This is a genomic window from Kribbella ginsengisoli (genome assembly GCF_039537185.1).
Classification (GTDB): domain Bacteria; phylum Actinomycetota; class Actinomycetes; order Propionibacteriales; family Kribbellaceae; genus Kribbella; species Kribbella koreensis.
In genome coordinates, this window is the sequence record NZ_BAABAA010000013.1 from 98,821 (window position 1) to 113,945 (window position 15,125).

General features: G+C 68.6%; 13 protein-coding genes. 5 read left to right on the plus strand and 8 right to left on the minus strand.

Annotation, left to right across the window (positions count from 1 at the left end):
• The first annotated feature begins 126 nt into the window (after positions 1-126).
• Complete coding sequence (locus ABD768_RS33630; RefSeq protein WP_344847600.1) at positions 127-807, plus strand: hypothetical protein; 681 nt, start codon at positions 127-129, stop codon at positions 805-807.
• A gap of 20 nt (positions 808-827) precedes the next feature.
• Here the strand turns inward: ABD768_RS33630 and ABD768_RS33635 are convergent, their stop codons facing one another.
• From ABD768_RS33635 to ABD768_RS33665, 7 genes are all read right to left on the minus strand, one after another.
• Positions 828-1,808, minus strand: a complete 981-nt coding sequence (locus ABD768_RS33635) for a hypothetical protein (RefSeq protein WP_343968982.1) — start codon at positions 1,806-1,808, stop codon at positions 828-830.
• 110 nt (positions 1,809-1,918) lie between these two features.
• Entirely contained in the window at positions 1,919-3,199 is a 1,281-nt protein-coding gene (locus ABD768_RS33640) for a thymidine phosphorylase (protein ID WP_344847906.1), read from the minus strand.
• Positions 3,196-3,591, minus strand: a complete 396-nt coding sequence (locus tag ABD768_RS33645; protein ID WP_344847909.1) for a cytidine deaminase — start codon at positions 3,589-3,591, stop codon at positions 3,196-3,198. The genes ABD768_RS33640 and ABD768_RS33645 overlap by 4 nt, the downstream gene beginning before the upstream one ends.
• Before the next feature lie 52 nt (positions 3,592-3,643).
• A complete protein-coding gene (locus ABD768_RS33650) occupies positions 3,644-4,936 on the minus strand; it encodes an ABC transporter permease (protein ID WP_343968984.1) in 1,293 nt (430 codons plus the stop codon).
• Positions 4,933-6,141: an ABC transporter permease gene (locus ABD768_RS33655; RefSeq protein ID WP_343968986.1), complete on the minus strand. Its 1,209-nt coding sequence runs from the start codon at positions 6,139-6,141 to the stop codon at positions 4,933-4,935. Before ABD768_RS33655 ends, ABD768_RS33650 begins: the two co-directional genes overlap by 4 nt.
• On the minus strand, positions 6,142-7,692 hold the full coding sequence (locus tag ABD768_RS33660) for an ABC transporter ATP-binding protein (RefSeq protein WP_343968988.1): 1,551 nt from the start codon (positions 7,690-7,692) through the stop codon (positions 6,142-6,144).
• 116 nt (positions 7,693-7,808) lie between these two features.
• On the minus strand, positions 7,809-8,885 hold the full coding sequence (locus tag ABD768_RS33665) for a BMP family lipoprotein (RefSeq protein ID WP_343968990.1): 1,077 nt from the start codon (positions 8,883-8,885) through the stop codon (positions 7,809-7,811).
• A gap of 207 nt (positions 8,886-9,092) precedes the next feature.
• Here ABD768_RS33665 and ABD768_RS33670 point away from each other — a divergent pair, with 207 nt between their 5' ends.
• Together ABD768_RS33670 and ABD768_RS33675 are read left to right on the plus strand one after the other, a co-directional pair.
• Positions 9,093-9,743, plus strand: coding sequence for a ThuA domain-containing protein (locus ABD768_RS33670; protein ID WP_344847604.1), 651 nt, complete (start codon positions 9,093-9,095; stop codon positions 9,741-9,743).
• A 15-nt stretch (positions 9,744-9,758) separates the two neighbouring features.
• Positions 9,759-10,946: an amidohydrolase gene (locus ABD768_RS33675; RefSeq protein ID WP_343968992.1), complete on the plus strand. Its 1,188-nt coding sequence runs from the start codon at positions 9,759-9,761 to the stop codon at positions 10,944-10,946.
• On the opposite strand, the gene ABD768_RS33680 is transcribed toward ABD768_RS33675, so the two are convergent.
• Positions 10,943-12,523 carry an acyl-CoA mutase large subunit family protein gene (locus ABD768_RS33680; RefSeq protein ID WP_344847606.1) on the minus strand — a complete coding sequence of 527 codons (1,581 nt, stop codon included), beginning with the start codon at positions 12,521-12,523 and terminating at the stop codon, positions 10,943-10,945. The genes ABD768_RS33675 and ABD768_RS33680 overlap by 4 nt on opposite strands.
• 275 nt (positions 12,524-12,798) lie before the next feature.
• On the opposite strand from ABD768_RS33680, the gene ABD768_RS33685 reads away from it, so the two are divergent.
• Both ABD768_RS33685 and ABD768_RS33690 read left to right on the plus strand, forming a co-directional pair.
• Positions 12,799-13,950, plus strand: a complete 1,152-nt coding sequence (locus tag ABD768_RS33685; RefSeq protein ID WP_343969000.1) for a glycosyltransferase family 4 protein — start codon at positions 12,799-12,801, stop codon at positions 13,948-13,950.
• Positions 13,947-15,050: a glycosyltransferase gene (locus ABD768_RS33690; protein ID WP_344847609.1), complete on the plus strand. Its 1,104-nt coding sequence runs from the start codon at positions 13,947-13,949 to the stop codon at positions 15,048-15,050. Before ABD768_RS33685 ends, ABD768_RS33690 begins: the two co-directional genes overlap by 4 nt.
• The last annotated feature ends 75 nt before the right edge of the window (positions 15,051-15,125 follow it).

Consider the following 15,125-nt stretch of genomic DNA (forward strand, 5'->3'; position numbering starts at 1 on the left):
CGTTCCCTCCGCGTGGGTTCTACAGCGCGCGCTCATGTGGAGGGAACGAACCCCGCCGTACTTTGCCTGGCGTTCATCTTTGTCTGGTGGGCTCGCGGGGTAATCCCCTGACCCTGCGGAGGAATCGTGAGGCGAACCGCGCCCGGTGTAGCCGCTGTGGTGTGCGTTGGGCTGGTGTTCTTGGCAGGCTGCGGAAACGACGCGGGGGCGTCGACCGCGCCGGTCGGCGGGAATGAGCAGCCCCCGGCGCCGGCTGATGCTGCTGTGCCTGCTGCCGCTGGTGGGTTGGCCGGGCTGGCCGTCGTACCGGATGGGTTTCAGAAGGGTGTGGCCGGCGAGCCGGCGCAGGTGACCGGGCCGTTCACGCGGCAGAGCTTCGTGGACACGTTGTCGGCTTCGCCTGCTGAGGATCTCGCGCTGCTGTTGAACGCCGGGTGCAAGGAGGGGTACCAGACGTTCCGCTTGAGCACGGATCGACGCAAGCGGGTCACCGTGCAGCTCTTCAAGGCGGCGTCGGCGAGCAAGGCCCGCGACCTGCAGAAGGGTTTCTGGGCGCAGGACGAGCACACCAAGCCGTTCGCAGTACCGGGGGTGCCGGGTGCGTTGACCGACGCGCAGACCGGGGTCGCCGGCGTGACCGGCCAGATCGAGGCAGTCGCAGAGGCCAGCATCACGGTCGGCTCGATGGTCGCCGAGATAACCGTCAGCCAGAGCGGCACGCTGGAGAAGACGCCGGTACCCGACATCAAGCTCGCCACCACAGTGGTCAAGCTCCAGTACCAGCGCCTGACCACCAAGTCCGGCTGACGGTCGCACCGGCCCCAAGATCAGAAGCAGGTGAAGGCGTCCTTGATGACCACGAACGAGGACGGGTCGCTGAAGATGCTCGGGGCTCCCTTGCGGACGGCGAACGCCTTGATTCGTGGACGGCCTGGCTGGTCGGCCCAGGCGCCGCTGATCTTGTCCGCGCCGGCCTCGACCGCCGAGCGCGGGATCGTGTACTTGAACACGCCCCAGTTGTAGGGATCCATCGTGGAAGCGGCCCAGCCGACGAGATCCTGCGCGGCCTTGCAGTCGGACACGAAGTACCGCAGTCCGGTCGACGGGACATCCTTCAGCTTGCCGCTCTGCCGCACCTCGGCGACCTCGGACGGGTTGCCGATCTGGTACAGGGTGATGGTGGGGCTGGTGCCGTTGAGGATGTCCGAGCCCGGTGTGCCGAACGGCGCCGGCAGCGAACCGACGACGGGCGAGTTCATCGCACCGGGCGAGCCGGTGCTCTGCAGGGTGTTGAAGCGGATCGCGAACTTCCCGCCGCTCGAGCAGGCCGGTGCCACCAGGTTCGCCTCGACCTTGAGAGCGTCCAGGATCCAGTAGTTGAACATGGTCGTGCCGGGCGCGGGCGCCAGCGTGGTCGAGAGCTGGCCGGACAGGTTGACCGGAGCGGCTGACCCGCAGAGCCACTGCCACGTGTAGACCAGCGTCGCGGTCTTGCTCGACGGCTGGCCCTGTGCGTTGAACTTCGGCACCGCCCCGAAGTACGCCGTGACGTGCACCGGCTTGGTGGTGTCGACCCAGAGCTTCGCGAGCAGATGGGCATCCCACAGGTCGTCATAGGTCACGCCGGTGTACCCACCACCGAACTGCAGGTTCTTGCCCAGCGCGGTCGGCGCATCCGGGTCGGCCGCCACAGTGGCCGACGGCGTGGATGCCTGTCGTTCGGCAGCTGTCGCCTGACCGGCAGCACCGAGCAGCAGCGCAGCCGCCGTCAGCACCGCTGTGACCAGCTTCGATTTCCCCTGTCGCATCGCGTCGTCCTCCCGAGTGACTTTCCGTGACTCCCGTCAGCCTAGGAGTCACGGAAACGAGCCGGGAAGAGCGATTCGTTGCAGGTACGTGCAAGTTCGGTACTGCGGAATCAGGCCGTGATGCGGTCGATCACCAGTGGGGCCGGGGTGTAGGAGTCGGAGATTGTCACTGCGTCGGTGAGGGATTCCAGGGCTCGCTCGAAGCGGCTTGGATCGTCGGCGTGCAAGGTGAGGAGGGGCTGGCCCTCGGTGACCTGGTCGCCTGGTTTGGCGTGGAGTTGGACGCCTGCGACTGGGGAGACGGGGTCTTCCTTGCGGGCCCGGCCGGCGCCCAGGCGCCAGGCGGCTACGCCTACTGCCAGGGCGTCCAGTTGGGAGAGGACGCCTGAGGTTGTTGCCTTCACCACGTGTTGTTCGGGGGCGATGGGGAGATCGGCGTCGGGGTCGCCGCCCTGGGCTGCGATCATCCGGCGCCAGGCGTCCATGGCGGTGCCGTCGCGGAGCTTTTCGGCGGGGTCGATGTCGGTGACGCCGGCTGCCGCGAGCATTTCCACTGCCAGAGCGACGGTGAGCTCGATGATGTCGGAGGGGCCGCCGCCGGCCAGGACCTCGACGGATTCCCTGACCTCCAAGGCGTTTCCGGCGGTCAGGCCGAGGGGCGTCGACATGTCGGTGAGCAGGGCAACGGTCTTGACCCCGGCATCGGTGCCCAGGGCAACCATGGTGGAGGCGAGTTCGCGGGCGTCGGCCAGGTCCTTCATGAAGGCGCCGGTGCCGACCTTCACGTCGAGGACCAGGGCGCCGGTGCCTTCGGCGATCTTCTTGCTCATGATGGAGCTGGCGATCAGCGGGATCGCCTCGACCGTGCCGGTGACGTCGCGCAGGGCGTAGAGCTTCTTGTCAGCGGGAGCCAGGCCGTCGCCGGCCGCGCAGATGACGGCGCCGACGTCCTCGAGCTGCTGCATCATCTCTTCGTTGGACAGCGCCGCACGCCAGCCGGGGATCGACTCGAGCTTGTCCAGGGTACCGCCGGTGTGGCCGAGGCCGCGGCCGGACAGTTGCGGTACGGCGACGCCGCAGGCCGCCACCAAAGGGGCCAGCGGCAACGTGATCTTGTCGCCGACGCCGCCGGTGGAGTGCTTGTCCGCGGTCGGCCGGGACAGCTTGGCGAAGTCCATCCGCTCACCGGAGGCGATCATCGCTGCCGTCCAGCGGGCGATCTCACGGCGGTTCATCCCGTTCAGGAGGATGGCCATCGCCAGCGAGGACATCTGCTCGTCGGCGACCGCGCCCTTGGTGTAGGCGTCGATCACCCAGTCGATCTGGCCGTCGCTCAGCTCGCCCTTGTCCCGCTTGGTGCGGATGACGTCTACCGCGTCGAAAGACACTATTCCTCCAGTCGTTCAGGCCCGAACGCGTCGGGCAGTAGCTCGCGCAGGGGGCGGCTACCGGTGACGGACTCCACCAGGAGAGTCGGTCCGCCGTGCTCGTGCAGCAGCTGGCGACAGCGCCCGCACGGGGTGAGCAGTTCCTCGTTGTGGTCCACGCAGGTGAACGCGACCAGGCGTCCACCGCCGCTCGCGTGCAGCTCGGACACCAGCCCGCACTCGGCGCACAACGTCAGTCCGTACGACGCGTTCTCCACGTTGCACCCGGCAACGATCCGCCCGTCGTCGACGAGCGCCGCGGCGCCGACCGGAAACCCGCTGTAGGGCGCATACGCCCGCTGCATCGCCTGGACGGCGGCGGCGCGCAGCGCCCGCCAATCAACCGCACCGGCGATTCCCCGCCCTGCGGAAGGGGAATCGCCGGAAGAGGGGTCGGCGGCGGAGCCGCTATTCGGTGACGTAGGGCTCACCGTCCGCCTTGGGAGCTCTCACTCGGCCGACCAGGCCCGCGACGGCGATCACCGTGGCCAGGTACGGGGCCATCAGCAACAGTTCGCCGGGGATCGGGGTCTGGATGATCTGCAGTTGGGACTGGAGCTGGGTGGCGAAGCCGAAGAAGAGCGCCGCGACCATCGCGCCGATCGGGTTCCAGCGGCCCATGATCAGCGCCGCCAGCGCGATGAAGCCGTTGCCCGCGGTCATCCCCTTGTTGAACGACCCGGCGTACCCGACGGTGAAGAACGCTCCACCGAGACCGGCCAGCACGCCGGCCCAGAGCACCGCGGAGTACCGGATGCGCTTGACCCTGATGCCGACGGTGTCGGCCGCCTTCGGGTGCTCACCGACGGCGCGGACGCGAAGGCCCCAGCGAGTCTGGAACAGCACGAAGGTGACGACGGCGACCGCGATGTAGGTCAGGTACACGAGGACCGTCTGCTCGAACAGGATCGGCCCGAAGAACGGGATGTCCCCCAGCAGCGGGATCTTCATCGCCGACAGCACGTCCGGCGTGTTCAGATTGGCGGCGTCCTCCTGCAGGAACTGGTCGAACAGGTACCCCGTGATGCCGGTCGCGAAGACCACCAGCACGACGCCGAGGACCACCTGATTCACCAGGTACTTGATGGAGAAGACGGCCAGCAGCGCGGCCATCAGTACTCCGGACACGGCGGCCGCGATCAGCGCCGCGGCGCCGCTTCCCGTCGTACTGGACACGACCGCCGCCGTGAAGGCGCCGACCAGGAACTGGCCCTCGATCGCGATGTTGATGACACCGGCCCGCTCGCACAGCACACCGGCGAGCGCGCCGAGGATCAGCGGGGTGGCGAAGTTCAGCGTGCCCTGGAACTGGTTGGCCAGCGGGAAGGTCTTGCCCGCCGCGGCCCAGCACAGGAAGGCGCCCAGGAAGCTGACACCCAGTACTGCGGCCAGCCAGCCGGCGTACTTCGTCGGCACCCGGCGCATCACGTACGCCACGGCCGCCACCAGCCCGAACGCCCCGAGCAGCAGCGCGACCGGCTGGGCCGGGATCCCGACCAGGTTGTGCTGGAGGTCGCCGGACACCAACTGGAAGGTGGCCTTGCCGCCCTTGGTGCCGATCGCCAGTCCCAGCCCGATCAGCGCGAAGACGACCATCAGGCCGCCGACCCGCAGCCGGCGGGTCCGCTCGGCCGGCGCCTCGATGACAGCCGGCGCGGGCGCCGGGTCCTGTGCCCGGGAGTCGATCTCGGTCGAGCTCATCCGTTCCAGCCTTTCGCGAGGACGGCTCCGATGCCGCGTTCCTTCGGCAGGAACCGGAAGATCGAGCGCACCAGCGCCGGGGCGGCGACGAAGAGCACGATCACGGCCTGCAGGACGGTGGTCAGGGTCAGCGGCGTCTGGGTCTGCAACTGCATCTGCAGACCGCCCGCGTTGAGGGCGCCGAACAGCAGACCGGCCAGGACCGTGCCGAGCGGCGTACCGCGGCCGAGCAGGGCGACGGTGATGGCGTCGAAGCCGACCGATGCCGCGACGCCGTCGGTCAGCGGCAGGTCCGTGCCGAGCACCTGCTGGGTGCCCGCGAGGCCGGCCAGCGCACCGGCGACCAGCATCGCGACGAAGTACGCCCGGCCGACCGACATACCGGCGGTCCGGGAGGCGTCGGCGTTGGCGCCGACCGCGCGCAGCTCGAAGCCGACCGTCGAGCGGTTCAGCAGCCACCAGACGAAACCGGCCGCGACCAGCGCGAGCAGGAAGCCCACGTGCAGCCGGGTACTACCGAACTGCGGGTACTGCGCGTTCGCGTCCACGATCGGGCTGATCGGGTCCTCGCGACCGGGCCGCTTGAAGGTCGTCGTCGTCAGCAACCACTGGAGCAGGTAGACCGCGACGTAGTTGAGCATGATCGTGACGATCACCTCGTGGGCGCCGGTCCGGGCCTTGAGCAACCCGACCACGCCACCCCACAGCGCGCCGCCGATCAGGCCGGCCAGGATCGCCACGACCAGGTGGATCCCCGGCGGCAGGTGCCAGGCGAACCCGACCCAGGCGGCCAGGATCGCGCCGATGATCAGCTGGCCCTGGGCGCCGATGTTGAACAGCCCGGTCCGGAACGCCAGCGAAACGGCCAGGCCGCCGCAGATCAGCGGCGTCGCCTGGGTCAACGACTCGGTGATCGGCGTGATGCCGCCGAGCGCGCCGGAGGCCAGTGCCTGGTACGAGTCGCCGACGGCGCTGAAGGCCGCCGAGAAGGTGTCCATCGGCGCGGCGCCGAAGTACCCGACCGCTGTCTTCACCTGGTCGTCGCCGATGATGATCAAGATGGCGCCGACCAGCAGCGCCAGCACGATCGCGCTCAGCGAGACCAGGCTCTGGACCGCCCAGCCCGGCAGCGGCCGGCGCCCCGGCTTGGCCGGCTGCGGTTCGGCCGGTACCTGGGCCGGCTCGGTTGTGGTGTCGATACTCATCTAGATGGTTCCCAACGTCGTGGGGTTCTCGATCGCGACCTCGTGCGCCTCGGTCCGGGAGGCGCCGGCCATCATCAGGCCGAGTTCGTCGCGGGGCGTGTCGGACGGGACGACGCCGACCACCTTGCCGCGGTACATCACCGCGACCCGGTCGGACAGCGCGGCGATCTCGTCCAGTTCGGTGGAGACGATCAGTACGGCGGTGCCGTGGTCGCGTTCCTCGACGATCCGGGTGTGCAGGAACTCGATCGAGCCGACGTCGACACCGCGGGTGGGCTGCGAGGCGACCAGCAGCTTCAGCGGCCGGGACAGCTCCCGGGCCAGCACGACCTTCTGCTGGTTGCCACCGGACAGCGAGGAGACGGGCTGGTCCGCGCCCTGGGTGCGGATGTCGAACTCCTCGATCCGCGCGGTCGCGTTCTTCTCGATCTCGTCGGTGTGCAGCATCAGGCCCTTGCCGAACGGCTCGGACCGGAACAGGTCGAGCACCAGGTTCTCGGCGACGCTGAACGGGCCGACGAAACCGTCGTGGCCGCGGTCCTCGGGGACATAGCCGATCCCGGCGTCGAGACGCTCCCGGGTGGAGACCCCGGTCAGGTCCTTGCCGTCCAGCGAGATGCTGCCGGCCGCGATCGGGGTCAGCCCGAGCAGCGCCTCGGCGAGCTCGGTCTGACCGTTGCCCTGGACCCCGGCCACCGCGAGGATCTCGCCGCTGCGGACCTCCAGGTCCACGTTGTCGACGGCGGTGAAGCCACGCTCGTCGATCACCGTCAGGCCGCTGATCCGCAAGACGGCGTCCCCCGGCTGGGCGGGCGCCTTGTCGACCACCAGGTCGACCGCCCGGCCGACCATCATCTCGGCCAGCCCTTCCTCGGTCTCGCCCGGATCGGCCTGGCCGACCACCTTGCCACGGCGGATCACGGTGATCTTGTCCGCGATCGCCTTGACCTCCTTGAGCTTGTGGGTGATGAAGACGATCGAGGTGCCGTTCTCCTTGAGCTGGCGCATCACCGTGATCAGCTCGTCGATCTCGGCCGGCGTCAGCACCGCGGTCGGCTCGTCCAGGATCAGCACCTTGGCGTCGTTGGTGAGCGCCTTGATGATCTCGACCCGCTGCTGGACGCCGACCGGGATGTCCTCGACCAGCGCTTCGGGGTCGACCTCGAAGCCGTACCGCTCGGACAGCTCGGTGACGAGGGCGTCGGCCTTCTTGCGGTCCAGGATGCCGCCGGGGTGGGTGTTCTCCCGGCCGAGCATGATGTTCTCCGCGACGGTGAAGACCGGGATCAGCATGAAGTGCTGGTGCACCATCCCGATGCCGTGCTGGATCGCGTCGCTCGGCGAGGTGATCTTGACCTTCTCGCCGTCGATCAGGATCTCGCCGGAGTCAGGCTGGAGCAGCCCGTAGAGCATGTTCATCAGGGTCGACTTGCCGGCCCCGTTCTCCCCGAGCAGGCAGTGGATCTCGCCCGGCTCGATCACCAGATCGATGTGATCGTTGGCGACCAGGGAACCGAAACTCTTGGTCAGACCTGAGAGCTCTAGATGCATGCGGGCATGCCCCCTTCGAAATGACTTCAGCCTGCAGACGGCGAGCCAGGAAGGGCGGCCCCTTGGCAGGGACCGACTTTCCTGGCTCGCACCGTACTACTTAGTCGTGCTGTGAATCAGGAGGCCTTCGGCTGGGCCTTGGACTCGAGCGTGATCTTGCCGGCGATCAGGTCGGCCTTGATCGTGTCCAGCTCGGTCTTCAGCTCGGCCGGGACCTTGCTGTCGAACTCGTGGAACGGCGCCAGCGAGGTGCCGCCGTTCTCCAGCGTGCCGATGAACTGCTTGTTGTCGAACTTGTTGTCGACCACCGAGGTGATCGCGTCCTGGACGGCGACGTCCATGCCCTTCTTGACGCTGGAGATCAGCACCGAGCAGTACTCCGCGGCGCTGACGCAGCCGTCGGTGTCGACCCAGATCGCGTTGACCTTGCCGTTGCTGGCCTTGGCCGCCTGCAGACCGCCCAGACCGGACGGGCCGGCCACCGGGAAGATGATGTCGGCGCCCTGGGTGATCAGGTTCTGGGCGGTGTTCTGGCCCTTCGCCTTGTCCTCGAAGCCACCGGCGAACAGGCCGGCCTGCTTGGCGTCGTCCCAGCCGAGCACCTGGACGTTCTTCGACTTCTGCTTGTTGTAGTAGCGCACGCCCTCGGCGAAGCCGTCCATGAAGATGGTCACCGGCGGGATCTTCAGGCCGCCGAAGGTGCCGACCTTGCCGCTCTTGGACATCCCGGCGGCCAGGTAGCCGGCCTGGAAGCTGGCCTGGGCGGTGTTGAAGCTCAGCGGCTTCACGTTCTCGATCGGGGTGGCCGGGGCCGAGTCGACGATCGCGAACTTGATGCTCGGGTTCGCCTTGGCCGCCTTGTCGGTGGCGTCCTCCAGCTTGAAGCCGACGGCGACGATCACGTTGCACTTGGCGGCGACCATCGCGGTCATGTTGGTCGGGTAGTCGTTGTCCGACTTCGACTCGGCCTTGACCGGGGTCAGCCCCTTCGCCTTGACGGCGGCCTGGAAACCTTCGTACGACGTCTGGTTGAACGACTTGTCGTCGAACCCACCGGAGTCGGAGACCATGCAGGCCTTGAAGTCCTTGTTGGCGTCGCCGCCAGCCGTGTTCTCAGCCGGCTTGCTGCCACAAGCGGCGACAGCGAGCGTCAGCACGCCCACGATCGCCAATCCCCGCACGTACTTCTTCACCGGACGTCTCCTTTGTCGACCAAGTTCTGTCACCGGCACGCCTTCCCAGGTGCCGCATCCGCAGACTATAGGTGCGCGCCCGCCTTTCTTAGAACGGCAAAAGGGCCTCGATACCGGAAAGTGACCGGCGTGAGTGGCATTGCAACGAAACTTCTGCTGACCGCCCCAGTCCTGTCACGCAGAGTAGTCAAACTGAGGGAGCCAGGGATGGGTAGCGAGACAGTGATCTACAGCGGCGCCGGCGCGGACGGCGATCCGTGGCACGACCTGCCGCGGACCAGTGCGCGGCTGGCGGACGCGCTGGGTGGGCCCGGACTCTCACAGATCGTGAGCAGTGTGGACGAGTTGGCCGAGCTGATCGACCAGGCGGGGGTGCTGGTGGTCAACGCCAGCGCAGATCGGCACGGGCCGACGCCTGCCGATCAACAGTTCGGGCGGCTGGTCGAGAGGTTCCTGGCCGGTGGTGGCGGGTTGCTGGCGGTGCACAGCTCGACGATCGCGTTTCCGGGGCTGCAGAGCTGGCATCGGACGGTGGGGGCGAGGTGGGAGCACGGCAAGACGTTCCATCCACCGCTGGAGCGCACGCTGGTACGGCGTACCGGGGTCGAGCACCCGATCGCCGACGGGCTGGGCGACTTCTGGGTCGAGGACGAGCGGTACTCGGATCTCGTGCTCGTCGACGGGATCGAGGCGCTCTACGAGCACACCCACGAAGGCGCCACGCATCCGTTGCTGTGGGCCCGTGAGGTCGGCGGCGGGCGGGTCGTGTACGACGCGCTGGGCCATGACGAGCGCTCCTACGACGCCCCTGAGCGGGTGGAGTTGCTGCGACGCAGTGCCGGATGGTTGCGGGGTTGATGCAAGGATTGTGGGATGACGACTTCGCACAGCCTGCGTCTCGCGGACGTGAAAGCACGCGTCGACGAGGTGCGGGATGAGGCAGTCGCGGTACGCCGTGACCTGCACGCCCACCCCGAACTCGGCTGGCACGAAGTCCGTACGACGGAACTGCTCGCGCGGCGGCTGACCGAGGCCGGCCTCTCGCCTCGCGTGCTGCCGACCGGCACCGGGCTGATCTGCGACATCGGCTCGGGCGACACGTGTACCGCGCTGCGGGCCGACATCGACGCGTTGCCGGTGCCGGACGCGGTCGACGCTCCGTGGCGGTCGACGATCGATGGAGCGGCGCACGCATGTGGGCACGACGTCCACACGGCCGCCCTGCTCGGGGCTGCCCTGGTGCTTGCCGGGATGGCGCGCGACGGGGTGCTCGATCGGCGGGTTCGCCTGATCTTCCAGCCCGCTGAGGAGGTCATGCCGGGCGGTGCGCTCGGGGTGATCGCGGCGGGCGGGCTGGACGGCGTACGGCGGATCTACGGCCTGCATTGCGATCCGCGGCTCGACGTCGGGCAGATCGGCCTGCGTACGGGTGCTTTGACGGCTGCCGCGGACCGGATTCTGGTGCGGTTGACCGGGCCGGGTGGGCACACGTCGAGGCCGCATCTGACCGCGGACCTGGTGTATGCGCTGTCCACGCTGGTGACCGAGTTGCCGGCTGCGCTCTCGCGGCGGGTCGATCCTCGCGCTGGAATGTCGCTGGTGTTCGGGCGGATCACGTCGGGGTCGGCGGCCAACGCGATCCCGGCTCGTGGCGAGGTGGAGGGCACACTGCGCTGCCTCGACGTCAACGCCTGGCGGCTCGCTGCCGAGTTGATCCCGACGCTCGCGGAGCAGCTGGCCGCGCCGTTCGGGGTGGAGGTGGACACCGAGGTCACGCACGGCGTGCCGCCGGTGATGAACGACGCCGGCGCGATCGACGTGTTCCGCGCGGCCGTCGAGCAGACGATCGGGCCGGGCGCGATCGCCCCGACCGACCAGAGCCTGGGCGGCGAGGACTACGCCTGGTACCTCGAGCACGTGCCCGGCGCGATGGCCCGCCTCGGCGTCCGCCCGGTCGGCGTCGAGACGGCCGCCGACCTGCATACGCCGGGCTTCAACCCTTCGGAGGAAGCCATCGCGCTCGGCACCGGCGTACTGACCGCTGCCGCTCTGCTGGACTAGAAGGTGTCGGCGGGGACGTAGACGCCCCAGACGGCGCGGAGGGCGTTGCTGACCTCGCCTACGGTGGCGCGGGCCTTGAGGGCTTCCTTCATCGGGTAGAGGCAGTTGTCGTTGCCCCGGGCAGCGTTCTGGAGATCGCTGAGCGCCTTGTCGACGGCCGCCTGATCGCGTTCGGCCCGGAGCCGGGCGAGGCGCTCGACCTGCTGCGCCTCGATCAGCGGGTTCACCCGGAGCGGCTCGTAGGGCTCTTCTTCAGCGACGCGGTACTTGTTCAGGCCGACCACGACCCGCTCAGCGCTGTCGATCTCCTGGGCGATCCGGTACGCCGACCGCTCGATCTCCTGCTTCTGGAACCCCTTCTCGATCGCCGCGACCGCGCCACCGAACTCCTCGACCTGGTCCATCAGCTCGCGCGCCGCCGCCTCGACCTCGTCGGTCAGCGACTCCACGACGTACGAACCGGCGAACGGATCGACCGTCGCGGTGATGTCGGTCTCGTACGCGAGCACCTGCTGCGTGCGCAGGGCGAGCCGGGCAGCCTTCTCGGTCGGCAGCGCGATCGCTTCGTCGTAGGAGTTGGTGTGCAGCGACTGGGTGCCGCCGAGCACGGCCGCGAGGCCCTGGATGGCGACCCGGACCAGGTTGACCTCGGGCTGCTGCGCGGTCAGCTGGACGCCGGCCGTCTGGGTGTGGAAGCGCAGCATCAGCGACTTGGGGTTCTTGGCGCCGAACTCGTCCCGCATCACCTGCGCCCAGATCCGGCGGGCCGCCCGGAACTTGGCGACCTCCTCCAGCAGCGTCGTGCGCGAGACGAAGAAGAAGCTCAACCGAGGAGCGAAGGTGTCGACGTCGAGGCCCGCGGCAACGGCGGTCCGGACGTACTCGATGCCGTCGGCCAGCGTGAAGGCGATCTCCTGCGCGGGCGTCGCGCCGGCCTCGGCCATGTGGTAGCCGGAGATCGAGATCGTGTTCCAGCGCGGCAGCTCGGTCTGGCAGTACGCGAAGATGTCGCTGATCAGCCGCAGCGACTCCTTCGGCGGGTAGATGTAGGTGCCGCGGGCGATGTACTCCTTCAGCACGTCGTTCTGGATCGTGCCGGTGAGCTTGTCACCGGAGACGCCCTGCTCCTCCGCGACGAGCTGATAGAGCAGCAAGAGCACCGAGCCGGGCGCGTTGATCGTCATCGAGGTGGAGACCTGGTCCAGCGGGATCCGGTCGAACAGCACCCGCATGTCGTCGATCGAGTCGATCGCCACCCCCACCTTGCCGACCTCGCCGTGCGCGATCTCAGCGTCGGAGTCGTAGCCCATCTGGGTCGGCAGGTCGAAGGCGACGGACAGTCCCATCGTGCCGGCGTCGATCAGCTGGTGGTACCGCTGGTTCGACTCGGCGGCGGTCCCGAACCCGGCGTACTGCCGCATGGTCCACGGCCGCTGCGTGTACATGGTCGGGTAGACGCCCCGGGTGAACGGATACTCCCCTGGCGCGCCCAGCTTCTCCGCAGCGTCGAACCCTTCGAGCTTCTCCGGCCCGTAGACCGCCTCGAAGTCCCATCCCGACTCGGTCTGATGACTCATCCCTCAACCGTAGGCCGAACCACCCAGCCACTGGTACACACCGTGCTGGTGACATCCAGCACGGTGCGTGACCTAGGTCTCGCACTCGGGCTTGAACGGGTCGCTAGGGTTGCTGGTCGCCGGGGGCCGGCCCCTGGCGTTTGGGTGCTGGTTGCTGGGTGGTGCCGGCTGGTTGCCTGGTGGTTACTCGCTGGTCGGGGACGCTTCGGCTGGGGATCGACGCCGTGTCACGGGAGTGTCGCCCAGGGTTCATGCGGGGTCGGGACTCTCGCAGTGTGCGCATAGTGATGGTCGCCGAGTCCTTCCTGCCGCAGATCAATGGTGTGGCGAACACAGCTCGCCACGTCACCGATCGGCTGCTGGCCCACGGGCACCAGCTGCTGATCATCGCCGCCGGGCCCGGGCCCGACACCTACCAGGGAGTCCGGGTGATCCGGGCGCGTAGCTTCGGGATCCCCGGCTACAAGGAGTTCCCGGTCGGGCTGCCCGATCCGGCGATCGAACGCGCGATGGCGGACTTCAAGCCGGACCTCGTTCACCTGGCGTCGCCCTTCATCATCGGCGCCTACGGGCTGCGCAGCGCGCGCCGGCTCGGGCTGCCGACGGTGGCGATCTTCCAGACCGACCTGGCCGCGTTCGCCCGGCAGTATCCGTGGTTCGCGAAGGCGGACCGGGGCATCACGGCCTGGATCCGCCGGGTGCACTCGCGGGCGGATCGCACGCTGGCGCCGTCGTCGGCGTCGGTGGCTCAGCTGGTGCAGGCGGGGGTTCCGCGCGTGCACACCTGGGGCCGCGGGGTGAACCTCGATCTGTTCGACCCGGCCAACCGCGACGAAGCCTGGCGCCGGGAGATCTCGCCGGACGGCAAGCCGATCGTGGGGTACGTCGGCCGGCTGGCCGCGGAGAAGAAGGTCAAGCGGCTGGCCGAGCTGGACGGGCTCGACTGCCGGCTGGTGATCGTCGGCGACGGGCCGGACCGCGCGAGCCTGGAACACACGTTGCCTGACGCAACGTTCCTGGGGATGCGCCGCGGTACGGACCTGGCGTCGATCTTCGCCGGGCTGGATGTCTTCGTGCATACGGGTGAACACGAGACGTTCTGCCAGACGATCCAGGAAGCGCAGGCTTCTGGCGTGGCGACGGTCGGACCGGCCGCGGGCGGACCGCTCGACCTGATCCGGCCGGGGGTGAACGGGTTGCTCTTCGAGCCTGGCCGGCCAGGGTCGTTGCGGCAGGCGGTCGCGCAGATGCTGGACGACCCCGCGCGGCGGCAGGCGATGGCCGAGGCCGGACAACGACGAGTACAGACAAGGACTTGGCCTGCAGTGGTCGACGATCTGGTGAACAAGCACTACGCCGAGGTGCTCCAGGAGGCGGCCACGCGTGGCTCCCAAGCCCGTACTTCGTGGTCGCGGCGGGCCGCATGAACCTACGGATCGCCCAGCTGGCCAACTTCGTCGGGCCGACGTCAGGCGGGATGCGGACCGCGATCGAGCATCTCGGCCAGGGGTACTGCGAGGCCGGCGCCGACCGGATCCTGATCACGCCCGGCGAACGGGACTCCGTGATCGAGACCGAGGTCGGCACGATCGTCCGGATGAAGGCGCCCAAGGTCGGCGGCGGCTACCGGTTGATCACCGACCCGTGGAAGGTGATCGAGACGCTGGAACGCTTCCGGCCGACCACGGTCGAGATCTCCGACAAGTCCACTTTGTTGCCGGTGGCAAGGTGGGCACGCAGAAACGAGATCGGCTCGGTGCTGTTCAGCCACGAGCGTCTGGACGCGATGCTGTCGCTGCGGACCGGCCGCCAGCTGGGGGTCGCGGCCGGCGTCGGAGCGCTCTACAGGCTGCTCAGCCGGACGTACGACGCTGTCGTCGTGACGTCCCGCTATGCGGCAGCCGAGTTCGACGAGGTCACCACTCCACTCGTCCGCATCCCGCTCGGTGTCGACCTCGAGACCTTCCACCCGTCGCTCGCCACTCCGGTGGACGACGGAGTGCTGAAGCTGGTCCACGCCGGCCGGCTGTCCCGCGAGAAGAGTCCGCACCTCGCAGTTGCCACGGCAGCTGAGCTGCACAAGCGGGGCGTGAAGCTGCGGATGGATGTCTATGGCTCCGGGCCGCATCTCGACGAGTTGGTCGCGATCGCCGGCCGCGCGCCGATCACCTTCCACGGCTACGTCGACGGCCGGGTCAAGCTGGCCCGCCACCTGGCCGAGGCCGACATCGCGTTGTCGGTGTGTCCGGGTGAGACCTTCGGGCTCGCAGTACTGGAGGCTTTGGCCGCCGGTACGCCGGTAGTCACCGCCGACACGGGTGGAGCACGAGAGCTGGTCGACGAAACCTGCGGCCGCTGGGGACGCCCGACGCCGGCAGCGCTCGCGGACGCAGTACTGGACCTGGCCAAGGTCCCCGGCCGCAGAGCCGCGGCCCGCCGGCGAGCCGAACTCTACGACTGGGATTCCTGCATCCAGCACATGCTCAACCTGCACACGCGTCTGGCCTCGAAGCGAATGGCCGCCTGAGCCCGGATTGCAGGAAGCTGCAACGGAGGTTGCCGCCAGACCCTTCCCTGCTGTAGTCATTGACCTCCCTGCCCG